The organism is Mycobacterium neumannii (assembly GCF_048452905.1).
Lineage (GTDB): Bacteria > Actinomycetota > Actinomycetes > Mycobacteriales > Mycobacteriaceae > Mycobacterium > Mycobacterium neumannii_B.
Genome location: NZ_JBCGVF010000007.1, coordinates 356022 through 374049, shown reverse-complemented (window position 1 = coordinate 374049; position 18028 = coordinate 356022). Strand labels below are relative to the sequence as shown.

Annotated in this window: 22 protein-coding genes and 1 pseudogene; 15 read left to right on the top strand and 8 right to left on the bottom strand. The window is 67.7% G+C overall.

All coding sequences use genetic code 11. The features are described 5' to 3' along the window. Positions 1-127 precede the first annotated feature (127 nt). The 5 genes from alaS to AAHH99_RS22060 all read left to right on the top strand — a co-directional run bounded on the left by alaS (position 128) and on the right by AAHH99_RS22060 (position 6040). Positions 128-2851: an alanine--tRNA ligase gene (gene alaS, locus AAHH99_RS22080; protein ID WP_418770605.1), complete on the top strand. Its 2724-nt coding sequence runs from the start codon at positions 128-130 to the stop codon at positions 2849-2851. Positions 2852-2855: 4 nt separating this feature from the next. Further along, positions 2856-3437 (top strand): Holliday junction resolvase RuvX, encoded by a 582-nt coding sequence (gene ruvX, locus AAHH99_RS22075; protein ID WP_418770604.1) that lies wholly within the window; start codon positions 2856-2858, stop codon positions 3435-3437. Beyond that, complete coding sequence (locus tag AAHH99_RS22070; RefSeq protein ID WP_418770603.1) at positions 3430-4671, top strand: endolytic transglycosylase MltG; 1242 nt, start codon at positions 3430-3432, stop codon at positions 4669-4671. Before ruvX ends, AAHH99_RS22070 begins: the two co-directional genes overlap by 8 nt. Continuing rightward, positions 4668-5474 carry a shikimate dehydrogenase gene (locus tag AAHH99_RS22065; RefSeq protein WP_418770602.1) on the top strand — a complete coding sequence of 269 codons (807 nt, stop codon included), beginning with the start codon at positions 4668-4670 and terminating at the stop codon, positions 5472-5474. Before AAHH99_RS22070 ends, AAHH99_RS22065 begins: the two co-directional genes overlap by 4 nt. Positions 5475-5611: 137 nt before the next feature. Beyond that, positions 5612-6040, top strand: a complete 429-nt coding sequence (locus tag AAHH99_RS22060) for a prepilin peptidase (RefSeq protein WP_418770601.1) — start codon at positions 5612-5614, stop codon at positions 6038-6040. On the opposite strand, the gene AAHH99_RS22055 is transcribed toward AAHH99_RS22060, so the two are convergent. From AAHH99_RS22055 to AAHH99_RS22035, 5 genes are read right to left on the bottom strand one after another with little or no spacing between them, the layout of a single operon-like run. Next, complete coding sequence (locus AAHH99_RS22055) at positions 6037-6237, bottom strand: CbtB domain-containing protein (protein ID WP_418770600.1); 201 nt, start codon at positions 6235-6237, stop codon at positions 6037-6039. The genes AAHH99_RS22060 and AAHH99_RS22055 overlap by 4 nt on opposite strands. Beyond that, positions 6230-6520: a nitrile hydratase accessory protein gene (locus tag AAHH99_RS22050; RefSeq protein WP_418770599.1), complete on the bottom strand. Its 291-nt coding sequence runs from the start codon at positions 6518-6520 to the stop codon at positions 6230-6232. The genes AAHH99_RS22055 and AAHH99_RS22050 overlap by 8 nt, the downstream gene beginning before the upstream one ends. After that, entirely contained in the window at positions 6517-7137 is a 621-nt protein-coding gene (gene nthA / locus AAHH99_RS22045; protein ID WP_418770598.1) for a nitrile hydratase subunit alpha, read from the bottom strand. Before nthA ends, AAHH99_RS22050 begins: the two co-directional genes overlap by 4 nt. After that, positions 7134-7871 (bottom strand): nitrile hydratase subunit beta, encoded by a 738-nt coding sequence (gene nthB, locus AAHH99_RS22040; protein WP_418770597.1) that lies wholly within the window; start codon positions 7869-7871, stop codon positions 7134-7136. The genes nthA and nthB overlap by 4 nt, the downstream gene beginning before the upstream one ends. Further along, positions 7871-8413 (bottom strand): DUF1097 domain-containing protein, encoded by a 543-nt coding sequence (locus AAHH99_RS22035; protein WP_418770596.1) that lies wholly within the window; start codon positions 8411-8413, stop codon positions 7871-7873. Before AAHH99_RS22035 ends, nthB begins: the two co-directional genes overlap by 1 nt. Before the next feature lie 103 nt (positions 8414-8516). On the opposite strand from AAHH99_RS22035, the gene AAHH99_RS22030 reads away from it, so the two are divergent. Both AAHH99_RS22030 and AAHH99_RS22025 read left to right on the top strand, forming a co-directional pair. Next, on the top strand, positions 8517-8903 hold the full coding sequence (locus AAHH99_RS22030; RefSeq protein WP_418770595.1) for a nuclear transport factor 2 family protein: 387 nt from the start codon (positions 8517-8519) through the stop codon (positions 8901-8903). Next, on the top strand, positions 8900-9391 hold the full coding sequence (locus AAHH99_RS22025) for a DUF3237 domain-containing protein (protein ID WP_418770594.1): 492 nt from the start codon (positions 8900-8902) through the stop codon (positions 9389-9391). Before AAHH99_RS22030 ends, AAHH99_RS22025 begins: the two co-directional genes overlap by 4 nt. A gap of 130 nt (positions 9392-9521) precedes the next feature. Here the strand turns inward: AAHH99_RS22025 and AAHH99_RS22020 are convergent, their stop codons facing one another. Beyond that, a complete protein-coding gene (locus AAHH99_RS22020) occupies positions 9522-10295 on the bottom strand; it encodes an alpha/beta hydrolase (protein ID WP_418770593.1) in 774 nt (257 codons plus the stop codon). Positions 10296-10391: 96 nt separating this feature from the next. Here AAHH99_RS22020 and AAHH99_RS22015 point away from each other — a divergent pair, with 96 nt between their 5' ends. From AAHH99_RS22015 to aroQ, 5 genes and pseudogenes are all read left to right on the top strand, one after another. Next, a complete protein-coding gene (locus AAHH99_RS22015) occupies positions 10392-11000 on the top strand; it encodes a TetR/AcrR family transcriptional regulator (protein WP_418770592.1) in 609 nt (202 codons plus the stop codon). Positions 11001-11037: 37 nt separating this feature from the next. Further along, entirely contained in the window at positions 11038-12249 is a 1212-nt protein-coding gene (aroC, locus tag AAHH99_RS22010) for a chorismate synthase (RefSeq protein WP_418770739.1), read from the top strand. Further along, a pseudogene (locus tag AAHH99_RS22005) lies at positions 12249-12773 on the top strand (shikimate kinase); the annotation flags it as partial. The gene aroC and the pseudogene AAHH99_RS22005, both read left to right, overlap by 1 nt. A gap of 115 nt (positions 12774-12888) precedes the next feature. Beyond that, entirely contained in the window at positions 12889-13974 is a 1086-nt protein-coding gene (gene aroB, locus AAHH99_RS22000) for a 3-dehydroquinate synthase (RefSeq protein ID WP_418770591.1), read from the top strand. Continuing rightward, positions 13971-14438 (top strand): type II 3-dehydroquinate dehydratase, encoded by a 468-nt coding sequence (aroQ, locus tag AAHH99_RS21995; protein ID WP_418770590.1) that lies wholly within the window; start codon positions 13971-13973, stop codon positions 14436-14438. Before aroB ends, aroQ begins: the two co-directional genes overlap by 4 nt. Here aroQ and AAHH99_RS21990 read toward each other — a convergent pair. Both AAHH99_RS21990 and AAHH99_RS21985 read right to left on the bottom strand, forming a co-directional pair. After that, the gene (locus tag AAHH99_RS21990) at positions 14366-15262 is read right to left on the bottom strand and encodes a hypothetical protein (protein WP_418770589.1); all 897 of its coding nucleotides are present in this window, start codon (positions 15260-15262) and stop codon (positions 14366-14368) included. The genes aroQ and AAHH99_RS21990 overlap by 73 nt on opposite strands. Positions 15263-15280: 18 nt before the next feature. Continuing rightward, positions 15281-15826 (bottom strand): B-4DMT family transporter, encoded by a 546-nt coding sequence (locus tag AAHH99_RS21985; protein WP_418770588.1) that lies wholly within the window; start codon positions 15824-15826, stop codon positions 15281-15283. 33 nt (positions 15827-15859) lie between these two features. On the opposite strand from AAHH99_RS21985, the gene AAHH99_RS21980 reads away from it, so the two are divergent. From AAHH99_RS21980 to nusB, 3 genes are read left to right on the top strand one after another with little or no spacing between them, the layout of a single operon-like run. Continuing rightward, positions 15860-16975: a M24 family metallopeptidase gene (locus AAHH99_RS21980; RefSeq protein WP_418770587.1), complete on the top strand. Its 1116-nt coding sequence runs from the start codon at positions 15860-15862 to the stop codon at positions 16973-16975. Between the two features lie 17 nt (positions 16976-16992). After that, the gene (gene efp, locus AAHH99_RS21975) at positions 16993-17556 is read left to right on the top strand and encodes an elongation factor P (RefSeq protein WP_064395435.1); all 564 of its coding nucleotides are present in this window, start codon (positions 16993-16995) and stop codon (positions 17554-17556) included. Then, complete coding sequence (gene nusB / locus AAHH99_RS21970; RefSeq protein ID WP_064395436.1) at positions 17549-18028, top strand: transcription antitermination factor NusB; 480 nt, start codon at positions 17549-17551, stop codon at positions 18026-18028. Before efp ends, nusB begins: the two co-directional genes overlap by 8 nt.

The window sequence follows — 18028 nt, the reverse complement described above, 5'->3', positions numbered from 1 at the left end:
ACCGATTCTGACCTGGGCACTGCCGGCGCTGCCCGTTCGTTGTCTTTTCGGCGTGACAACCGCGACCGGTACTGTAGTGCGGTCGAATAGTCGCAGGTATCAGCGAAACTTCAAGGATGTATCAGACGTGCAGACACACGAGATCAGGAAGCGTTTCCTCGATCACTTCGTGAAGGCGGGCCACACCGAGGTGCCCAGCGCCTCGGTGATACTGGACGATCCGAATCTGCTCTTCGTCAACGCCGGCATGGTCCAGTTCGTGCCCTACTTCCTGGGCCAGCAGGCCCCGCCGTGGAAACGGGCCACCAGCATCCAGAAGTGCATCCGCACACCCGACATCGACGAGGTGGGCATCACCACCCGCCACAACACCTTCTTCCAGATGGCCGGCAACTTCTCGTTCGGCGACTACTTCAAAAAGGGCGCCATCGAGTTCGCGTGGACGCTGCTCACCAACCCGGTCGAACAGGGCGGTTACGGGCTAGACCCGCAGCGTCTGTGGGCCACGGTCTATCTCGATGACGACGAGGCGATGGCCCTGTGGCAGGAGGTGGCAGGACTGCCGGCCGAGCGCATCCAGCGTCGCGGCATGGCCGACAACTACTGGTCGATGGGCATCCCGGGGCCGTGTGGGCCGTCGTCGGAGATCTACTACGACCGGGGCCCCGAGTACGGCGTCGAGGGCGGCCCGATCGCCAACGAAGACCGCTACATCGAGATCTGGAACCTCGTCTTCATGCAGAACGAGCGCGGCGAGGGCACCTCCAAGGAGGACTTCGAGATCCTCGGGCCGCTGCCGCGCATGAACATCGACACCGGTATGGGCATCGAGCGGGTGGCCTGCCTGCTGCAAGGTGTGGACAACGTTTACGAGACCGACCTGCTGCGTCCGGCCATCGACCTGGTGGCCGCGCACGCGCCGCGCGGTTATGGCCAGGGCAGCCACACCGACGACGTGCGATACCGCATCATCGCCGACCACAGCCGCACGGCGGCAATCATCATCGGCGACGGCGTGAGCCCCGGCAACGAGGGCCGCGGATACGTGTTGCGCCGCCTGCTGCGCCGAATCATCCGCTCCGCGAAACTGCTCGGCGTCGAACGACCGATCATGGCCGACTTGATGATCACCGTGCGCGACGCGATGGGCCCGTCGTACCCGGAACTGGTCGCCGACTTCGACCGCATCCAACGCATCGCCGTGGCCGAGGAGACAGCGTTCAACCGGACACTGGCCTCCGGCTCCCGGCTGTTCGACGAGGCAGCCGGCGCCACGAAGGCCAAGGGAGCCACGGTGCTGTCCGGCTCCGATGCGTTCACGTTGCACGACACCTACGGCTTCCCGATCGAGCTCACGCTGGAGATGGCGGCCGAACACGGCTTGTCCGTCGACGAGGAAGGCTTCCGCGGCCTGATGGCTGAGCAGCGGCAACGCGCGAAGGCCGACGCCGCAGCGCGCAAGCAGGCGCACTCGGATCTGTCGGCGTACCGCGACCTCGTCGACGCCGGACCGACCGAATTCACCGGCTTCGACGAGTTGGCTTCCGAGGCAAGGATTCTCGGAATCTTCGTCGACGGTGAACGGGTGCCGGTCGTTTCGCACAACGGTGCCGGATCCGGCGGCTCGGCCTCCGGTGGAGGCCCGCCGCCGGACCGCGTCGAGCTGATCCTCGACCGCACCCCCTTCTACGCCGAGTCCGGCGGTCAGATCGCCGACGAGGGCACGATCAGCGGATCGGGCGCCTCCACCGCGGCCAAGGCGGCGGTCACCGACGTGCAGAAGATCGCGAAGACTTTGTGGTCACACCGTGTCCATGTGGAGTCCGGCGAGTTCGTCGAGGGCGACACGGTCGTCGCAGCGGTCGACCCAAAGTGGCGACACGGTGCCACGCAGGGCCACTCCGGGACCCACATGGTGCACGCCGCGCTGCGGCAGGTGCTGGGGCCCAACGCCGTGCAGGCGGGCTCGTTGAACAGGCCCGGATATCTGCGCTTCGACTTCAACTGGCAGGGCCCGTTGGCCGAGGAGCAGCGCACCCAGATAGAAGAGGTGACCAACGAGGCGGTCGAAGCCGACCACGAGGTGCACACGTTCACCACCGAGCTGGACAAGGCCAAGGCAATGGGCGCGATAGCGCTGTTCGGCGAGCAGTACCCCGAACAGGTCCGCGTGGTCGAGATCGGCGGCCCGTTCTCGCTGGAGCTGTGCGGCGGCACCCACGTGCACAACTCCGCGCAGATCGGTCCGGTCACCCTCCTCGGTGAGTCGTCGGTCGGCTCCGGTGTGCGCCGGGTGGAGGCCTACGTCGGCCTCGAGTCGTTCCGCCACCTGGCCAAGGAACGGGCCTTGATGGCCGGGCTTGCGTCGACCCTGAAGGTGCCCTCCGACGAGGTGCCTGCGCGGGTGGCGAACCTGGTCGAGCGGCTGCGGACGGCCGAGAAAGAGCTGGACCGGTTGCGCTTGGCCAATGCCCGCGCCGCGGCAGCCAATGCCGCCGCGGGCGCGGAACTTGTCGGTAAGGTCCGTCTGGTGGCGCAGCGCATGGCCAGTGGGATGTCGGCCGGTGATCTGCGCACGCTCGTCGGCGACGTCCGCGGCAAGCTCGGCAGCGATCCCGCCGTTGTCGCGCTGATCGCCGAGGGCGAGAACGACAGCGTGCCGTTCGTGGTCGCGGTCAACCCGGCCGCACAAGACCTCGGGTTCCGTGCCAACGATCTGGTGAAGACGTTGGGTGCGGCCGTCAACGGTCGCGGCGGCGGAAAACCTGATCTGGCACAGGGTTCCGGCAAGGAGGCGGCAGCAATCGACGCGGCGCTGGCCGCGCTCCGCGCAGAGATCGACCGAGGCTAGCGGCGTGGATTCCACACCGACGGGCGACGATCCGCACTCGCGGGGGGCATCAGGGGACCGTCGACCGGATCGGCCCGGGGATTCACTGAACCCGCCGGATCCGGGGCGCGGCCGCCGGATCGGCATCGACGTCGGCAGCGTGCGGATCGGCGTGGCCGCCAGCGATCCGGATGGCATCCTGGCCACTCCGGTCGAGACCGTCCGTCGCGACCGCACCGATCGGCACATCCGCCGGCTCACCGGATTGGTCAAGGACCTCGATGTGGTGGAGGTCGTCGTGGGTTTGCCGCGCACGCTCGCCGATCGATCGGGGTCCTCGGCTCAGGACGCCGTCGCATTGGCTGACGCGTTGGCTGCACGGATCGCGCCGACACCGGTGCGACTCGCCGATGAACGACTGACTACGGTGGTGGCGCAACGCTCGCTGCGGGATGCCGGTGTCCGCGCCAGAGGGCAGCGCTCGGTGATCGACCAAGCGGCGGCGGTGGGCATTCTGCAGAACTGGTTGGACCAGCGGCGTGAAGCGGCGCGCACGCGAGGAGCGGATGAGCACGTTGCCGCGCATGGAGAGGTCGGGGATGACTAACCACTGGAGCGGTGAGCGGGCCGAACCGGTTGCGGTGGGCCCGCCGCGGCGCCGGATGACCCGCGCGGAGCGCATCCGCGCGGCGCGCAACCGGCGCAAGCGCCGCTGGGCGGGTGGCCTGGCCGTCGGCCTGCTGATCGTGGTCGCCATCGGCGCGGTGTTCCTGGGTTCCAAGTTGTGGCACTCACTGTTCGGCGGTAACGACTTCACCGGTGAGGGCGTCGCGGATGTCGTGATCCAGGTGCACGACGGCGACTCGACCACCGCGATAGGCAAGACGTTGCAGGAGCACAAGATCGTCGCGGCCGCAAGCGTGTTCGTCGACGCCGCCGAAGGCAACGACGCGATATCGGCGATCCAGCCGGGCTTCTACAAGATGCGGACCGAGATTCCGGCCGCCAACGCGGTTGAGCGGCTTTCGGATCCGAAAAACCGGGTCGGCAAGCTGACCATCCCCGAGGGGCGTCAGCTCGACGATGTTCGTGACGTTAAGACGAACGCGGTCACCGAGGGCATCCTCACCCTGATCTCGCGGGCGACGTGTGTCGACCTCGACGGTGAGCGGCACTGTGTGTCCGCGGACGCGCTGAAGAACGTGGCCGCGACGGCGGCGCCGGCGTCGCTCGGTGTGGCCGACTGGGCTGTCGGCCCCGTCCAGGCGATGGGTGACGACCACCGCCGCCTCGAGGGGTTGATCGCCGCGGGGACCTGGAACATCGACCCGTCGGCACAGCCGCAGGAGATCCTGATGAATCTGATCTCCACCAGCGCAACGCAATACGCCAATGGTGGATTGCTCGAGACGGCAGCGGCCATGGACTTGTCGCCCTACGAGATCCTGATCGTCGGCTCACTGGTGCAGCGGGAGTCGACACCGGAAGACTTCTCGAAGGTGGCGCGCGTCATCTACAACCGGCTGGCCGAGAACCGCACCCTCGAGTTCGACTCGACGGTGAACTATCCGCTCGACCGCATCGAGGTGGCCACCACCGACGCCGACCGCGCGCAGCGCAACGAGTGGAACACCTATGTGCGGCCCGGCCTTCCGGCGACGCCGATCTGTTCGCCGAGCGCCGCGGCATTGACCGCTGCCGAGAATCCCGCCCCAGGGGACTGGCTGTACTTCGTCACCATCGACATGCAGGGAACGACGTTGTTCACCCGGGACTACCCGCAGCACCTCGCGAACATCGAGCTCGCCCGGCGCAACGGTGTGCTCGACTCCGCGCGGTGAGCCCCGGCCGTAAGGCTGCGGTGCTCGGGTCGCCGATCGCGCATTCCCGTTCACCGCAACTACACCTCGCGGCTTATCGCACGCTGGGCCTGGACGACTGGACCTACGAGCGCATCGAGTGCACCGCCGAGCAACTGCCGGCTCTGGTCGGCGGTTTGGGTCCGGAATGGGTGGGCGTGTCGGTGACAATGCCCGGCAAGTTCGCGGCGCTCGCGGTCGCCGACGAGCGCACCTCCCGTGCGGAAATGGTCGGCTCGGCCAACACGCTTGTCCGGTCACCGGCGGGTTGGAGGGCGGACAACACCGACATCGACGGTGTGACGGGCGCGCTGGAGGGCGTCGCGGCCGCCCACGGCATCGTGGTCGGCTCGGGGGGTACGGCGCCCGCGGTGGTCGTCGGGCTGGCCGAACTCGGGGTCCGGCGGATCACCGTGGCGGCCAGGAACCCCGACAAGGCCGCACCCTTGGTGGACCTGGCGACGCGGCTGGGTGCCGAGGCACGGTGGTCCGACATCGATGGAACCGGATTGGCTGCGGCGGCGGCCGACGCAGACCTGATGATCAACACGATTCCGGCGGATGTCGCCGCGGCGTATACCCCCGCACTGGCCGTCGTCCCGCTCCTGCTCGATGCGATCTATGATCCCTGGCCGACCCCGCTGGCCACCGCTGTGCAGGACGCCGGTGGACGGGTGATCAGCGGTCTGCAGATGCTGCTGCACCAGGCGTTCTCGCAGGTCGAACTCTTCACCGGGATGCCGGCGCCGAAAGAGGCGATGGCCGCGGCGCTGCAACGCGATTAGCCCGCCGCTCGCATAGCGTCCATTTCTGCCCACGGCTGTGGTCCGGGCGATTTCATAGCCCAGACGCAGAAATCGGAGCACGACTGCAAGCCATTTCGGTGTCCACCTGTGTACTGAGCGAGCGTTAACCTTCGTGGATGGGGGGAGTGGGTTGCGGCGCTGTACTGGCGTGGCTGGTGGCGCTGAGCGTGTTCGACGTCACGGCGCGTCGGCTGCCCAACTGGCTGACCCTGCCGGGTGCGCTGGTGATCGTTGCGGTCGCGTTCGTGACGGGGCGCGGTGGCGCCGCCTTGATCGGCGCCTCGGCGCTGTTCCTCGTGTACCTGACGGTGCACCTGCTCGCGCCTGCGGCGATGGGCGCCGGCGACGTCAAGCTCGCGATCGGTCTCGGAGCCCTGACCGGTTCATTCGGCGTCGACGTGTGGGCCCTGTCCGCGCTAACCGCACCGCTTGTGACGGCGACATGGGCCGTCGCCGCCGTGATGTGCCGCAGGGAAAGCACTGTCCCACACGGCCTGTCGATGTGTCTGGCCGCGGCGACGGTGACCGCGCTCGCGGTGTCCTAGTGGCAGGGGAACCCGAGCAGATGGCGGGCGTCGTGCACGAACTCGTGGATGTGGGTGTCCGAGCCGAAGATCGACGTCGCGCCCCGGTCGAGCCCGACGAGATACAGCACCATCAATGCCAGGAACGCCGTACCGGTCAACCACGCGGTGGCGGCCAGTCCGCTGACATCGATGCGGGCGGCGGTCGCCTCAGTCATGGCTGTCTCCGGTCATGCGCGCGGGCGCGGTCAACAAATGGTGATCGTGAATTACCTTCTCCAGGGCGCTGACCCAGTGGTCGTAGTACTGCCAGTCGCCGCGGTCGGATTCCGGGGTCTCCTCCCACCGTCCGATCGTCTCGATCAGGCTCTGCTGGAAGTCACTCCAATCGAAGTGGCGGAATTCCGACAGGGCCAGTGCCAGACCGAACGCCCGCCGCTGCCAGTCGTGGTCGAACTGCGGAGCGGCCTGGTCGGTGGTGCAGGTCTCGTGCAGGCTCATGAGACCGGCCCCGCCAGGGCCACGCCCATCATCGATTCGGTCGTGACCAGCTCCATCAGATCCTCATCAGTGAATTGTTCTGTGCCGGACGGGCGTTCGGGGATGACGAACCACCGTGAGTGACCGCTGCTGTCCCAGACCTTGATCTCGGTGTCCTCGGGCAGTTCGACGCCGATCTCGGCGAGCACCTTGCGTGGTTCGCGCGCCGCGCGAGCACGGAACACCGGGTCCTTGTACCAGTACGGCGGCAGACCCAGCACGGGCCACGGGAAGCACGAACACAGCGTGCAGATGACCAGATTATGCACACCGGGGGAGTTGGCGACGGCCTGCAGATGCTCACCCTCGGCGCCGGCCATACCCTCGGGCAGCTCGAGTTCGGCGATGGCCGCAGGGGTGTCGACCACGACGCGAGCCGCGAAATCCGGGTCGGTCCATGCCTTAATGACGATCTTGCGGCCGTTCAGCGGTGTCATCTCCGATTCGAAGTACGACAACACCTTGTCCACAGTTTGGTTCGTGATCACGCCCTTCTCGATCAGAAGAGATTCCAGTGCAGCGACTTTGGCCGCGCTGGACAGCTCGCGATCCTCGGGGTAGAAGAACTGGTCGCTCATCGCACTCCTTCCAGGTAGGCCTCGAACAGCTCGGCGTAGATGGTCAGCGGACCGTCCTCGGCGCGCTCACCGAACAGATCCTGCGGGTCGAACGCGACGATGTAGATCGGCATCGGGTCACCGATGCCGTCACCGGTGTGGGTGAAGTACGCGTAGTCACCCTCGAAGATCCGCTCCACGGTGCCCACGCGACCACGCAGATAGCCGGGCAGGCGGGTGTGGGCGGCGGCGGCGACGTTGGTGATGCGCACGGAGTCGCCGACGGCGAACTTCGGGTGCGCGACGTCGCGCCGGGGGCTGTCGCCCCGACGCAGGTAGTCGACGACCTGGTCGTCGATCGCCGGCACCGGATCGGCGACGGCAGGGGCGGCTTCGGCGGCCAATTCCTCTTTACGCGCGGCCAATTCGTCTTCGCTCACGTAGCCCTTGTCGATGAAGAACTGCGTGATGCCGCCCAGCCACTTCTCGTAGTAGCGGAACTTGAAGTAGTCGAACGGGTTCATCGCCTCGGCGCCGGTGCGCAGGTCAGCCCACGTCCACTCGTCCTTGAACGCGGTCGGCACCTCGTCGATCGGATACCGCGGAAGCGACGAACCGAGGTGGTTCGACAACCCCATCATCGCGACGTGGATACCGAAGATCCGCTTCTCCCACTCTTCGACGAAGACTCGCTTCTCGAACGTGAGCGGTGCCGGCAGCCCCTCCAGGCCGCCAAGGTAGTGCTGCAGTTTCATTACGCGGGGCTGCCTTCCGTCGTCGGTGCATTTTCCGGACTCCCGTGGTGCGGTTCGGGCTCGCGGGTCAACACCTTCGCGACGTACTCGCTCAACAGCCCGAACGAGGCCCCGAGCACACACGCCATCGCGGCGACCAGGCCCGGATGCGATATCGACGTCACGGTGATCGCGTTGCCCGTCCCGGCCACCGTGGACACCGTGCTCGCGAAACCGACCACCACCGCGGGCGTCGTCGAGAGCAGCGGTAGCCAGGACACCTGCACCATCACCGCGCTGCCGATCCCGACGGCCACCGCGACCGCCAACAGGCTGCCGCCCAACAGGTGGCCCGCATACAGGCTCGCCGACGCAATCAGGACGCCGGCCAGATTGCTCGCCAGCGACCGCACCCATCCGCCGATACCGCCACCGACGAAGAAGAAGGTGGCCCACGTCAGGAAGACCACCCAGATCGGGACCGTGATCACTTCCGCGGTCAAGGCAACCGCGAGTCCGCCGAGCACACCGATGCTCACCGTCAATGCCGATCTTGAATCCATGGAAAAACTGTGCGGTCGCGGTGTTTCGCCCGCGTAACGGCTGTGTTGGATTCAGAACAACTGCAAGTTGCATACTCAGAGTAGGTTAATACATACTGCGAGTATGCAAAATGTCGACCTTGATCTGAAAGCCATCTCGGAGCGGTATTTCGCCGCGTGGGCGGCTCGGGATCCCGACGCGATCGCCGAACTGCACACCGCGGACACCCGATTCTGGACCCATGTGGATATCGAGCCCGCGGTGGGCCGCGACGCCGCGCGGGAGGCGTTCGCCGGTGTCTTCCGGCAATTCCCCGACTTCGCCTTCGAGGTCAACCGAGTTCTCTACGGCGATGCGCATTGGGTGCTCGACTGGGTGTTGATCTCCGGTAACGTGCGATTCGACTGCCTCGACCTGGTCGTCGTCTCACCCGACGGCTTGGTCGCGCGCAAGGACTCGTTCATCGATTCCGCGCAGTTGATGGCGACGATGAGCGGGAGCCCCTCGTGACCGCGTCTGCGGTGGTCGACCAGCTGCCGCTAGTCGATGCACTCCCGGTGGAGCACCTGTTCGACATGACCGTCGAATTGCTTCCGGCGCAACCGGTCCCGACCACCACCGGCATGCGGATGACCTTCGTCGCGGCCGGCGGGGCAATAGCCGGACCCGCGCTCACCGGCGAGGTGCTGCCGGGTGGCGGAGATTGGTTGCTCGTGGGCGAGGACGGCGTAGGCCGGGTCGACGTCCGCGTGACACTGCGCTCCGACGACGGTGTGCTCATCCACTTCGAGAGCGCAGGCATCATCAAGGTCCCCGCCGACGGCGCGCAGCGCCTCGCGGCCGGTGAGGTCCTGCCGTTCCGCGAGACCTATGTCCGCACCACGCCGCGACTGGCCACCGCCGACGAGCGCTATTCCCGGCTCGGTGAGGTCGTGACGGTGGCCTACAACATACTGTCGCCCAACCGCGTCGACTACCGCGTCTACCAGGTGCTCTGAACTGAAGAGACAGAACGCCGCGAACGCGCTGAACTCGAAGCTGAAGAAGAACGCCACCACGAGATTGGCTGGCCGCGCTCCGCTCTGGCATGCCCGGGACTGGCCCGGCAAGGCACCGGAGCGAGCACGATTACTCGGTGGCGAGCTCGCATTCGTGGCCGCTCGCGAGCACTCGCTCAAGCCACTCCAGCACCGGCGGCGCTACCCGCTGCAGACCCGACTCCGCGATGATCCAGTGCGGCATGTCCGGATGCATTTGATGCTCGGCGCTGTACCGCTTTGCGATCCGTCGCGAAATCCACGGCGCGACATTGCGATCCGAACCGCCGCTGACCACGAGCACGGGACACCTCACCGAACGCCTGTTCGCCCGCACCGACGGCGTTCCCAACGTCAACGCGCGAAACGCCTTGCCCGAGTCGGGCACCAGCTTCGGTACCAGCTCATCCTGCTCGGCCGTCGGCAGCGTGCTCAACGGGACCGCCCGCATCGTGCGCGCATTCGGCAGGACCGGCCGGCCTGCCAGCACCGCCGGCAGGATCGGGACCAGGTGCGGCAGAGACCGCAGCTGCGGCCACAAAACCCCGGCCGGAATCGACGCCAGTAGCACCAGCGCGCGCACGTCGCGCACTGCGGCCAGTTTCTGGCCCAGTAGCCCGCCGATGCTGTGGCCGACCACCACCGCCGGGGCGTCCAGGCTGTCGTACGCCGCCAGCGCCGCCTCGAAGAACTCCGCCACCCCGCTCGCCGACAACACCTCCCGATCCGTCGGGTTGCGGCCGGGCATCGTCGCGGCACGACACTCGTACCCCGTGGCGCGGAAGAACTCCAGCCACGGCCTGTACAGCTCGGGAGTTCCAAAAATCGAGTGTAGGAACAGGATCGGCGGCTTCTCGGACGTCATCGCACTGATTCTCGCGGACCGGGTTCGCCGAGTCGATTACCTCGGAGGTCATGGAAGCTCCCACCCCCGACCGCACAACACTTGCATACTCGAGGTATGCCCGCAACGCGACTCACCCAGGCCGAACGGACCGAGGCGACCACCGCCGCGCTCATCGACGCGGCGCGCGCGTTGTTCGCCGAGAACGGATACGACGCGACCTCGCTCGACGCCGTCGCGGCCCGGGCGTGGGTGACCAAGGGCGCCGTCTACCACCACTTCGACGGCAAGCGCGGGCTGTTCGAGGCGGTCTTCATGCGCGAGGTCGAGCGGATGGCGGTGCCACTGGTCGAGACCTATCAGCGTGCGTACGCGCGGAAGAAGGATCCGTGGGACGCGTTCGGGGCCGGCTGCCAGGCGTTCCTCGACGAGTGCCTCGACCCGGGGGTGCAACGGATCGTGCTGCTCGACGCGTTCACCGCGCTGGGCTGGGAGCAGATGCGGCGCCTGGAGACCCCCCTGCTCGACATGATGGAGGCGGCCATCGCTCGTGCGGTCGACGCGGGACGGATCGCCAAGCGCACGCCGGGGCCGCTGGCGCACTTCCTGTTCGGAGCCATCTGCGAGGCGGCCATGATCGTCGCGCGCTCGACCGCTCAGAAGGCCGCGCACCGTCAGGCCGCGGCCGAACTCGCCCGCGTCCTCGACGGCCTGGTCATCGCCTGATTCGGGGTCAGACGGCCGACGTGGGAAGATGGGACGCGTGTTGCGATGGACCACTGCTGGTGAATCACACGGCCGCGCCCTGGTGGCCGTGGTCGAAGGCATGGTCGCCGGCGTGCACGTCACCTCGGACGACATCGCCGGACAACTGGCGCGTCGACGTCTCGGGTACGGCCGCGGCGCCCGAATGAAGTTCGAACAAGACCAGGTCACGATGCTGGCGGGGGTTCGACACGGCGTCACGCTCGGCGGCCCGATCGCGGTCGAGATCGGCAACACCGAGTGGCCCAAGTGGGAGACGGTGATGGCCCCGGATCCGGTCGACCCCGCCGAGCTGGCCGAGAGCGCGCGCAACGCGCCGCTGACGCGGCCCCGGCCCGGGCACGCCGACTACGCGGGCATGCTCAAATACGGCTTCGACGACGCCCGCCCGGTGCTGGAGCGTGCCAGCGCGCGCGAGACCGCGGCCCGCGTCGCCGCAGGCAGCATCGCCCGCGCATTCCTCAAGGAGGCCCTCGGCGTCGAGGTGGTGTCCCATGTCATCTCGATCGGGGCGTCGGACCCCTACGACGGCCCACCGCCCCAAGCTGCCGACCTCGCGGCGATCGACGCCAGCCCGGTGCGCGCGTACGACAAGGACGCCGAGAAGTCGATGATCGACGAGATCGAGTCGGCCAAGAAGGACGGCGACACGCTGGGCGGCGTCGTCGAGGTCGTGGCGAACGGGCTCCCGGTCGGGCTGGGTTCCTTCACCAGTGGCGACAATCGGCTGGACAGCCAACTCGCCGCCGCGGTGATGGGCATCCAGGCGATAAAGGGCGTCGAGATCGGCGACGGCTTCCGGACCGCCCGCCGCCGCGGCAGCGTCGCCCACGACGAGATGTATCCGGGACCCGACGGCATCATGCGCTCGACGAACCGCGCGGGCGGGCTGGAAGGCGGGATGACCAACGGCCAACCGCTGCGGGTGCGGGCGGCGATGAAGCCGATCTCCACGGTTCCGCGCGCCCTGGCCACCGTCGACATGGACACCGGTGAGGAGGCCGTCGCGATCCACCAGCGCTCCGACGTGTGCGCGGTGCCCGCCGCGGGCGTGGTCGTCGAGACCATGGTGGCGCTGGTGCTGGCGCGCGCGGCGCTGCAGAAGTTCGGCGGTGACTCGTTGACCGAGACGCGCGCCAACATCGACAACTACCTGCGGGCGGTGCGCACGCGTGAGCCCTCTCCGCAACGGGTCCAGGCTTCGGGCTGATGGCGCCCCGAGCAGTGCTGGTCGGATTGCCCGGCTCGGGTAAGTCCACCATCGGGCGGCGGCTGGCCAAGGCGCTCGACCTTTCAATGCTCGACACCGACGCCGCGATCGAGGAGACCACGGGCCGCACGATCGCCGACATCTTCGCCACCGACGGCGAGCAGGAGTTTCGCCGGATCGAGGAAGAGGTCATCGGTTCGGCACTGCAGACCCACGACGGCGTGCTGTCGCTGGGGGGCGGCGCGGTGACCACGCCCGGCGTGCGCGATGCGCTGGCCGGTCACACCGTCATCTATCTGGAAATCAGCGCCGCCGAGGGGGTTCGCCGGACCGGCGGAAGCACCGTGCGCCCGCTGCTCGAGGGCGGCGACCGCAGCGAGAAATTCAAAGCGCTGATGTCCGAACGGGTTCCGCTGTACCGCCAAGTGGCGACGCTGCGGGTCAACACCAACCGCCGCAACCCCGGCGCGGTTGTGCGCTACATCGTGGCCCGCCTCGAGAACCCCGAGAACTCCCACTCCTCGCGACGCAAGCGCCGCTCGCCGTGGCGCAGGGGGCCGGCGCAGCTGACCGCCGAACCCAGTACCGAGGCCCCGCCGTCCCCGGCGGCGGTCGCCGCCCGCAATCCGAAGGCCAACCGTGACTGAGCCCGTGACCATAGACGTCCTCGTTGAGGTTCCCTACCCGGTGATCGTCGGCACCGGACTGCTCGGCGATCTCGAGCGCGTGCTCGAGGGCAGGCACAAAGTAGCGATCCTGCACCAGCCGACGCTGGCGCAGACCGCCGAGGTCATACGAAGCACCCTGGCAGACAAGGGGATCGACGCACACCGCATCGAGATCCCGGACGCCGAGAAGGGCAAGGACCTGCCCGTCGTGGGGTTCATCTGGGAAGTGCTGGGCCGCATCGGGGTCGGCCGCAAGGACGCGATCGTCAGCCTCGGCGGGGGGGCGGCCACCGACGTCGCCGGGTTCGCCGCGGCCACCTGGCTGCGCGGCATCGACATCGTGCACGTGCCCACAACGCTGCTCGGCATGGTCGACGCCGCGGTCGGCGGGAAGACCGGCATCAACACCGACGCGGGCAAGAACCTCGTCGGTGCGTTCCACCAGCCGGCGGCCGTGCTCGTCGACCTCGCGACCCTGGAGACGTTGCCGCGCAACGAACTCGTGGCGGGTATGGCCGAGATCGTCAAGGCCGGCTTCATCGCCGACCCGACGATCCTCGACCTGATCGAGGCCGACCCCGAGGCGGCACTCGACCCGACGGGCCCCGTGCTGCCCGAACTGATCCGCCGCGCGATCGCGGTCAAGGCCGAGGTGGTGGCCGCCGACGAGAAGGAATCGCAACTGCGCGAGATCCTTAACTACGGCCATACCCTCGCCCACGCGATCGAACGCCGCGAGCGCTACCAGTGGCGGCACGGCGCCGCCGTTTCGGTGGGACTGGTGTTCGCAGCCGAACTCGGCCGGCTCGCGGGCCGGCTGGACGACGAAACCGCCGAGCGGCACCGTTCCGTGCTGACCTCGCTCGGGCTTCCGGTCAGCTATGACCCCGACGCCTTCGGCGACTTGCTGGAAAACATGGCCGGTGACAAGAAGACCCGCGCCGGTGTGCTGCGGTTCGTCGTGCTCGACGGGCTCGGCAAGCCCGGACGCCTGGAAGGGCCTGACCCGTCACTTCTGGCGGCGGCCTACGCAGAAATAGGGGCGGTGACGTCATGACCCAGACCGTGCTCGTGCTCAACGGCCCCAACCTCGGTCGGCTGGGCCGCCGCGAACCCGGCGTGTACGGCAACACCACCCACGACGAGCTGGTGGCGCTCATCGACCGCGAGGCCGAGGCGCTCGGACTGAAGGCCGTTGTGCGCCAGAGCGACAACGAGGCCGACCTGCTGGGTTGGATCCACGCAGCCGCGGACGCCGGTGATCCGGTGATCATCAACGCCGGCGCGCTGACCCACACGTCGGTCGCCCTGCGCGACGCCTGCAGCGAACTGCGCGCGCCGCTGATCGAGGTGCACATCTCGAACGTGCACGCCCGCGAGGATTTTCGGCATCATTCGTACCTCAGCGCGGTGGCGACCGGTGTGATCGTCGGCCTGGGGGTGCAGGGCTACCTGTTGGCCCTGCGGTATCTGGCCAGCGTCGGCGAGGAACCGCGTTCGTCGGTACTGGCCACCGAATAGCAGATCGCCGTCGAGATCACCGTCGGCATCACGAGGGTGAGCATCAGCACGCAGACGACGATCGCCGGGTTGGGCGCCGTGAGCCAGGCCTCGGGGATGCGAGCGAGGCTGACCGCGAGCCAGGATCCGGCGATCGCGAGCACCACGGTGCCGATGGTGGCGAACTGGATGGACCGAAGCTCGAGGAGCGTCGGTTCGGTGGTGTCGGCCAACGACTTTCGCAACGCCCGGGTGCGCAGGTACACCAACACGAAATTGGCGATGACGAAGGCCGCGGCCGCGACGACGATGGTGCCCTCCACCCACACCGCGGGCCGGTGTCCCCACATGAAGCGCAGGTAGTCGATCGAGGTCTCGGACACGATCAGCGTCGCCGTCATCGCGGCGGCGAAGGTCAGCCAACCGCCGAGTTCGGCAAGGAAGCCATACGCGCGCACATCGGCGGGGTCCTGGTCGCTGATCTTGTTGACGGCGTGGCTGGCCAGCATCCAGCCGAGCCCCCCGAACAACGCGACCGCCCCGGCGGCCAGCATCCCGGTCGACACCGCACCCTGAGTCCAGGCGATCGCGCAGGTGGCCCGGCGCGCTCCGTCGGGCACCTGAGTTCCGGTGATCAAGCTGAACAGGAAGCTGTCGAGCATCAGGACCAGGACGGCCGAGGAGAACAGCGCCAGCGTGTGCACGCCTTCGCGGCTGTTCTTGTCGAACAGCAGGGCGATCGCGGTGATCAGGAAGCCGCCGAGCACCCCGGCCAGTTGGGAGTTCGACGACGCGGACGACAGCACGCTCCATTGGTCGGACGTGCAGAACTCGTCCGGGTTCACGGAGCGCTGGGCCTAGAGCTAGACCCGGTCGTCGCGGGGCGCGGTCTGGGTGGTGTCGTCCGTACCCGGTTGGCTGACCGCGGCGAACACGTCGGTGTCGGCGCGGTCGTCGTCACCGGCGCGGTGCAGGTGCGGGGTCTGGTCGGCCTTGCGGTCGACCAGCCAGCGGCCGAGCGCCACTCCGGCGAGCGCCATCAGGAACACCAGCAGCGCGGTGAACGCCGCGAAGGTGGTGAGCTCGTTGACGAGCGCCTCGACGTAGAGCGCCTTGTAGAACAGCGAGATGAACCATGCCACCGCGCCGCTGACGATTCCGGCGAACAGGCCGGCCAGAAGCCAGATCATCGCCAGGTCTCCGCGGCGGTCCGGGTCCGGGTTGGCGCGGGCGTCGGCGCGGCCGTCGACGAACCCCCAGATGAACACCGCAACGGCGAACAGAACGACCAGCACGACGCTGATCAATCCGGCCTTGGTTTCCCACGCGTTGATCAGCGCGCCCTGCAGCAATCGCACGATCACCATCAGGGTCGCGAACACCAGTCCGCGCAGCAACCACTTACTCATGGGGCCTCACCTTAGCGAGTAGCGTCATCGACCGTGACTATTTCACAGCGCCGGGATCGGCTGCGCGAGCGGCTGGCCAAGTCCGAAATCGATGCCATGTTGGTATCGGACCTGGTCAACGTGCGCTATCTGAGCGGGTTCACCGGCTCCAACGCCGCCCTGCTCATCAAGGCGGACGACGAAACGCCGGTGCTGGCGACCGACGGGCGCTATCGCACGCAGGCAGGGCAGCAGGCGCCCGACGCCGAGATCGTCATCGAGCGGGCGTGCGGACCGTATCTGGCGGGTCGTGCCGCCACCGACGGCGTGCGCCGGCTCGGCTTCGAGAGTCATGTGGTGACCGTCGATGCTTTTTCAGTTCTAGAGAAGGCCGCCGGAGAACAGATTGACATGGTGCGCGCCGCCGGAACCGTCGAGGCGCTGCGCGAAGTCAAGGACGCGGGCGAGGTCGCGCTGTTGCGGCTGGCGTGCGAGGCCGCCGACGCGGCACTGCGGGACCTGGTCGACCGCGGTGGGCTGCGGGCCGGTCGCAGTGAGAAGGAGGTCGCCCGCGAACTGGAATGGTTGATGCTCGAACACGGCGCCGACGGTCCGTCGTTCGAGACGATCGTGGCGGCCGGACCGAACTCGGCGATTCCGCATCACCGGCCCACCGATGCCGTTCTGGCGGCCGGCGATTTCGTCAAGATCGATTTCGGTGCCTTGGTGAGCGGCTACCACTCCGACATGACCAGAACCTTCGTGCTCGCGCCGATCGCAGACTGGCAACACGAGATCTACGCGTTGGTGTCGGCCGCTCAGAAGGCGGGCCGGGAGGCGCTGGCGCCCGGAGTCGCGTGCAAGGACGTCGACGCCGCATCGCGGCAGGTCATCGCCGGCGCCGGCTACGTCGAGAACTTCACCCACGGCCTCGGCCACGGCGTCGGGTTGCAGATCCACGAAGCGCCAGGAATCAGCGGGGCCTCCGTCGGTACACTGCTTGCTGGCTCCGCGGTGACCGTGGAGCCCGGTGTCTATCTGCCCGACCGTGGCGGTGTCCGCATCGAGGACACGCTCGTCGTCGGGAGCGGCGCTTCGGAGCCGGGTAGCCGACGACATCAGACAGCAGACTTGCTCACCCGGTTCCCCAAGGAACTGGCCATCCTCTGACAAGGAGTACGACCAACGTGGCAACGACCGCCGACTTCAAGAACGGGCTCGTCCTGGTGATCGACGGCCAGCTCTGGCAGATCATCGAGTTCCAGCACGTCAAGCCGGGCAAGGGACCGGCCTTCGTGCGCACCAAGCTCAAGAACGTCGTCTCGGGCAAGACCGTGGACAAGACCTACAACGCCGGGGTGAAGGTCGAGACCGCGACGGTCGACCGGCGCGACGCGACCTACCTGTACCGCGACGGTTCGGATTTCGTGTTCATGGATTCCGAGGACTACGAGCAGCATCCGCTGCCCGAGTCGCTCGTCGGTCGCGCCGCCGGCTTTCTGCTGGAGAGCATGCCGGTGCAGATCGCCTTCCACGACGGCAATCCGCTCTACCTCGAATTGCCCGTGACCGTCGAACTCGAGGTGACCCACACCGAGCCGGGTCTGCAGGGTGACCGCTCCAGCGCGGGCACCAAACCGGCGACCGTCGAGACCGGTGCCGAGATCCAGGTGCCGCTGTTCATCAACACCGGCGACAAGCTGAAGATCGATTCGCGCGACGGCAGCTACCTGGGTCGGGTGAATGCCTGACCGGAAAGGCGATCGGGGCAGGCATCAGGCACGCAAGCGCGCCGTCGACCTGCTCTTCGAAGCCGAAGCGCGCGGGCTCACCTCAGCCGAGGTGGCCGATGCACGAAATGCGTTGGCCGAGAACCAGTCCGACGTATCGCCACTCAACCCCTACACGGTGACGGTGGCGCGCGGTGTGACGGAGCACGCCGCACACATCGACGATCTGATCGCCTCCCATCTGCAGGGCTGGACGCTCGAGAGGCTGCCCGCCGTCGATCGCGCGATCCTGCGGGTCGCGGTGTGGGAGCTGCTGCACGCCGAGGACGTTCCCGAACCGGTGGCCGTCGACGAGGCGGTCGAACTCGCCAAACAGTTGTCCACCGACGATTCACCGGGTTTCGTCAACGGAGTGCTGGGTCAGGTGATGCTCGTGACGCCACAGATCCGTGCCGCCGCTGCGGCCGTGCGGGGTGAGGGGAGCGGGGGCTAG

What these genes read in the sequence shown, in the direction of transcription:
- AAHH99_RS22070 (WP_418770603.1), top strand. Translation starts at nt 3,430, where the DNA reads ATGACTAACCACTGGAGCGGTGAGCGGGCCGAACCGGTTGCGGTGGGC.
- AAHH99_RS22060 (WP_418770601.1), top strand. Translation starts at nt 5,612, where the DNA reads ATGGGGGGAGTGGGTTGCGGCGCTGTACTGGCGTGGCTGGTGGCGCTG.
- AAHH99_RS22055 (WP_418770600.1), bottom strand. Translation starts at nt 6,237, where the DNA reads ATGACTGAGGCGACCGCCGCCCGCATCGATGTCAGCGGACTGGCCGCC.
- AAHH99_RS22050 (WP_418770599.1), bottom strand. Translation starts at nt 6,520, where the DNA reads ATGAGCCTGCACGAGACCTGCACCACCGACCAGGCCGCTCCGCAGTTC.
- nthA (WP_418770598.1), bottom strand. Translation starts at nt 7,137, where the DNA reads ATGAGCGACCAGTTCTTCTACCCCGAGGATCGCGAGCTGTCCAGCGCG.
- nthB (WP_418770597.1), bottom strand. Translation starts at nt 7,871, where the DNA reads ATGAAACTGCAGCACTACCTTGGCGGCCTGGAGGGGCTGCCGGCACCG.
- AAHH99_RS22035 (WP_418770596.1), bottom strand. Translation starts at nt 8,413, where the DNA reads ATGGATTCAAGATCGGCATTGACGGTGAGCATCGGTGTGCTCGGCGGA.
- AAHH99_RS22030 (WP_418770595.1), top strand. Translation starts at nt 8,517, where the DNA reads ATGCAAAATGTCGACCTTGATCTGAAAGCCATCTCGGAGCGGTATTTC.
- AAHH99_RS22020 (WP_418770593.1), bottom strand. Translation starts at nt 10,295, where the DNA reads ATGACGTCCGAGAAGCCGCCGATCCTGTTCCTACACTCGATTTTTGGA.
- AAHH99_RS22015 (WP_418770592.1), top strand. Translation starts at nt 10,392, where the DNA reads ATGCCCGCAACGCGACTCACCCAGGCCGAACGGACCGAGGCGACCACC.
- aroQ (WP_418770590.1), top strand. Translation starts at nt 13,971, where the DNA reads ATGACCCAGACCGTGCTCGTGCTCAACGGCCCCAACCTCGGTCGGCTG.
- AAHH99_RS21985 (WP_418770588.1), bottom strand. Translation starts at nt 15,826, where the DNA reads ATGAGTAAGTGGTTGCTGCGCGGACTGGTGTTCGCGACCCTGATGGTG.
- nusB (WP_064395436.1), top strand. Translation starts at nt 17,549, where the DNA reads ATGCCTGACCGGAAAGGCGATCGGGGCAGGCATCAGGCACGCAAGCGC.